Source organism: Methylocaldum sp. (assembly GCF_039794385.1).
In the GTDB taxonomy this organism is placed as follows: Bacteria; Pseudomonadota; Gammaproteobacteria; order Methylococcales; family Methylococcaceae; genus Methylocaldum.
The window spans coordinates 1-4,024 of record NZ_JBDIVO010000389.1 but is presented as its reverse complement, the minus strand read 5'-3'; the positions used below and the strand labels follow the sequence as shown (position 1 = coordinate 4,024).

3 protein-coding genes are annotated in these 4,024 nt (G+C 59.3%); 2 read left to right on the top strand and 1 reads right to left on the bottom strand.

Going from position 1 to position 4,024, the window contains the following annotated elements:
* Positions 1-118: 118 nt before the first annotated feature.
* The gene (locus ABJK70_RS21295; protein WP_347259050.1) at positions 119-967 is read right to left on the bottom strand and encodes a hypothetical protein; all 849 of its coding nucleotides are present in this window, start codon (positions 965-967) and stop codon (positions 119-121) included.
* 736 nt (positions 968-1,703) lie between these two features.
* On the opposite strand from ABJK70_RS21295, the gene ABJK70_RS21290 reads away from it, so the two are divergent.
* Together ABJK70_RS21290 and urtA are read left to right on the top strand one after the other, a co-directional pair.
* Entirely contained in the window at positions 1,704-2,936 is a 1,233-nt protein-coding gene (locus tag ABJK70_RS21290) for a hypothetical protein (RefSeq protein WP_347259049.1), read from the top strand.
* Positions 2,937-2,979: 43 nt separating this feature from the next.
* A partial coding sequence (gene urtA, locus ABJK70_RS21285) for an urea ABC transporter substrate-binding protein (protein WP_347259048.1) occupies positions 2,980-4,024 on the top strand: 1,045 nt, incomplete at its 3' end.

The window sequence follows — 4,024 nt, the reverse complement described above, 5'->3', positions numbered from 1 at the left end:
CTACAGGGAGAAGGCAGAAGAAGAGGGTGTTGCTGAACGGTCGCCGCCCCGATTTGGGGCGAAGACCGCAAGATTGCACGCTAAAAGGGCGGGTGGCGGCAGGAAGCCGGCGTCAGGCCTATTTCCGTTCGAAGCCGAAGTCGAGGATCACCGGGTTGCCGCGATTGTGAATGATGATCCGCTTGCGACCTTCCTCCGTATCGGTGTTGGTTTCAGTTGTTACCGGCGGCTCTTCGGGCGGGTTCGGTTGGCCGTCTTCGGAGTTCCGCGCGTCCGGATTCGTGGGCCTATCCGTTTCCACGGGGAGAACGGGAAGCGCGCCGGTCGAGGCGCCGCTTTCGGAATTCGCCGGTTTTTCCGTGACTTCGATGCGTATCTCGGGCATCCAGGTGCTGGTACTGGTCGACGAGGCTGCTTTCTTCCTCGGCACCTTCAGCTTGTCGAGAAGATTGAAGCAGACCGTTCCGATGTGATTCTCGTAAGTTTCCAGCAATGCCGGATCGCTTTTGGCGCGGCCGGGGGCCCTGACCTTCTCGTCGGCGATGAAATCCATGAAGAGGCTTACGGTTTCGGACGAACGCGCGGTGGATTTGAGCGTACAGGTCACCGGCAACACGTCCGCCTTTTGAAAATCGAGCGCGCGCGGGTCGGAGTTGCCGATGCTGAACGAGAACCCGGTGGGCGTGCTCTTGTTCTCGATCCTGCCGACCCGTGCTTCCATCTCGTGAGTGGCGCCGGTTTCGCCGCTCTCGTCTAGATCCGGCTCCACCGGATATCCCCAGGAACTCAGATTCTTGCTGATCCGTTCGGCCATGGCTGCGGTTTGCTCCTCGTCCAGATTATCCGGCGCCACTCGGAACAGAATCTCGCCCACCGATTCGGGCCGGAGCGGAGTGCCTTGGGGTTTCAGGCCGATGGAGCAGCCGGCGAGCAGGCTAAAAGAAACGATCAGAAACGGAATACGCATATTTTTTCATAAGGTTAAGAGTGCTTACGGCGTCGGCGGCCAAGCCGGTTCGAGTTCTCTGAGCGGCCCGGTACCTAACGTCGGCAAAGGGTTGCCGACCTACGACCGTAGCCCTTGTAGGTCGGGAATCCTTTCCAATCGCAAACGGTCATCCGGGGAGCGCCCGAATGACCCTTCCCAATCGCAAACGGCGTCTTCGGGAGCGCCGAAGCCCCCCTTCCCGACGCTACACCCCAGCCGAGCGTCTTCGTCGGCAAAGGATTGCCGACCTACAACCGTGCACCTTGTAGGTCGGGAATCCCTTCCCAATCGCAAACGGCCATCCCAGCGCTCCTGGGATGACCGTTTGCGATTGGAGCGCCGAAGCCGCCCTTTCCGATCTTGGCGTTCCGGGTTGTTCGCCACTGCTTACACACCCTCCAAGTCGCCTGTAACCGGCCGCGAGTGCGCTGCCGAGACTCTAAGCCGATACCCCCCGCTCCGGGATACGTCATTTGACTGATTGTGACATATACCCCCCGGAAATCTAATTACCCCCGTGCCGACAACGAGTTAGCCGCAACGGCCGACTCCGTGAACAGCTCTTCGGATTCAACCGATAAGGATATTTGCCGCGCCCGATGAAAGGCCTTCGCCGACGGGGCGCGGACATCCGGGCGGCTCGCGACTACACCGGAAACGACCGGTGGCGCGGACCGCCCGCGGACCGACTTCAACGATCAGGGGGTTTCAAGTCATGAAGAATCGAACAACATGCGCGACGCAAGCGGATCGCCGCGGCTTGCGGATTGCGCTTTTGCCCGCCGCCTTGGCGGCGCTGACGACGGCGTACGCACCCGTGTCGCTTGGGGGAGCGACGTTCAAAATCGACGATACCAAGTGGGTGAGCATAGGCGCCGGCCTTAGAACGAGCTTTACCGCTACCGAGGAAGCCGCCAATGCGGGCAAATGGTCGAACGATTTCAATCTGGACAATATCCGTTTGTACCTGAACGGCCAGATTCACAAGTATTTCAAGATCGAGTTCAACACCGATTGCCAGACCTGCGGCGATGGCGGCGAGATGCGCATTCTCGATGCCATCGGCAAATTCGAATTCGATCCCATGTTCAATATCTGGATGGGCCGCATGCTGGTGCCCGCCGAGCGCCGCGAAATGAACGGACCGTTCTTCAGCGCCGTGTACAACATCTTCGGCGCCGGCACACCCTTCGAACCGGCGGACTTCAACACGACGATCCGATCCGACGGCACGTCCGCCGGCTCCTTCGGCCGCGACGACGGTGCCACCATCTGGGGTTCGTTCTTCGACGGCCGCCTGCAATACGCGGCGGGCTTTTTCCGTGGGCTCCGCAACGGCGCCAACGTCGACGACAACATCCTCTACGCCCAGCGCTTCGCCTATAACTTCCTCGACGTGGAAAAGAATCCCGGTTACTACACCAGCGGGACGTACTACGGCCAGGGCGGCGACATCCTGACCTTGGGCGTTTCCAACCAGTATCAGGAAGACGGCGCCGGGACGCGGAGCGATCCGGGCAATTTCCGCGGCACCGCGGTCGACGTTCTGTTCGAGAAGCCGTTGGGCGATATGGGCGTGGTGACCGTCAATGGCGAATACAAGAACTACGGCATCAAGGGCTACGGCATGGCGTCCAGGCTCGCGGGCGGCGGCTTCGCCATGTTCGAGGGCAACGCCTACGACGTAAGCGCCATGTACCTGCTTCCGCAAAAGGTGTGGGTCGGTCAATTCCAGCCTTACGTCCGCTATGTCAACGTCGATCCGATCAAAAGCGCCAGCCGCGACGTTTACGAAGCCGGCATCAATTACATCATCGACGGCCACAACGCCAAGATCATGCTGATGTACGAGTACGGCGATCTGCTCACCAAGGGGCTGGATTACACCTCGACCGCCGCGGGCGACGACGTCAGCTCGATCAAGCTGGGCTTCCAGTTGCAGATCTGATCACTCCTAGACACTCCATCAATTACTCGCGAGGTAACTATTCATGCCTGATTATGCAAGATCCTTACGACAGTTCTGTTTGGCTCTGTCGGCGGCCATGCTCCTTTTTGGTGCGGAGGCGCGCGCCGAAGACACGATCAAGGTGGGCATTCTCCATTCGCTCTCCGGCACCATGGCGATCAGCGAAACCACGCTGAAGGACACCATGCTGATGCTGATCGACGAGCAGAACAAGAAAGGCGGTTTGCTCGGCAAAAAACTGGAACCGGTGGTCGTCGATCCCGCTTCGAACTGGCCGCTGTTCGCCGAAAAAACGCGAGAGCTTCTGACCAAGGACAAGGTCGCCGCCATCTTCGGCTGCTGGACCTCGGTGTCCCGCAAATCGGTGCTGCCGGTGGTGGAGGAATTGAACGGCCTTCTCTTCTATCCGGTTCAGTACGAGGGTGAGGAATCGTCGAAGAACGTGTTCTATACCGGCGCCGCGCCCAACCAGCAGGCGATTCCCGCCGTCGACTATCTGATGAAGGATCTGAAGGTCAAACGCTGGGTACTGGCCGGCACGGATTATGTATATCCGAGAACGACCAACAAGATTCTGGAGGCATATCTGAAATCGAAAGGCGTGAAGGACAAGGACATCATGATCAATTACACGCCGTTCGGCCATTCGGATTGGCAGAGCATCGTCGCGGACATCAAGAAGTTCGGTTCGGCGGGCAAGAAAACGGCGGTAGTGTCCACCATCAACGGCGACGCCAACGTGCCTTTCTATAAGGAGCTGGGCAATCAGGGCATTTCGGCCGAGTCGATTCCGGTCGTGGCGTTCTCGGTCGGCGAAGAGGAGCTGTCCGGCATCGACACCAAGCCTCTGGTCGGCCATCTCGCTGCCTGGAACTATTTCATGAGCGTCGATACGCCCGAGAATGCCGTGTTCATCACCAAATGGCACCAGTTCATCAAGAACCGGAGCCGGGTAACCAACGACCCGATGGAAGCGCATTACATCGGCTTCAACATGTGGGTCAAGGCGGTGGAAAAGGCGGGCACGACGGATACCGACGCGGTGGGCAAGGCGATCATCGGCATCG

What these genes read in the sequence shown, in the direction of transcription:
- ABJK70_RS21295 (WP_347259050.1), bottom strand. Translation starts at nt 967, where the DNA reads ATGCGTATTCCGTTTCTGATCGTTTCTTTTAGCCTGCTCGCCGGCTGC.
- ABJK70_RS21290 (WP_347259049.1), top strand. Translation starts at nt 1,704, where the DNA reads ATGAAGAATCGAACAACATGCGCGACGCAAGCGGATCGCCGCGGCTTG.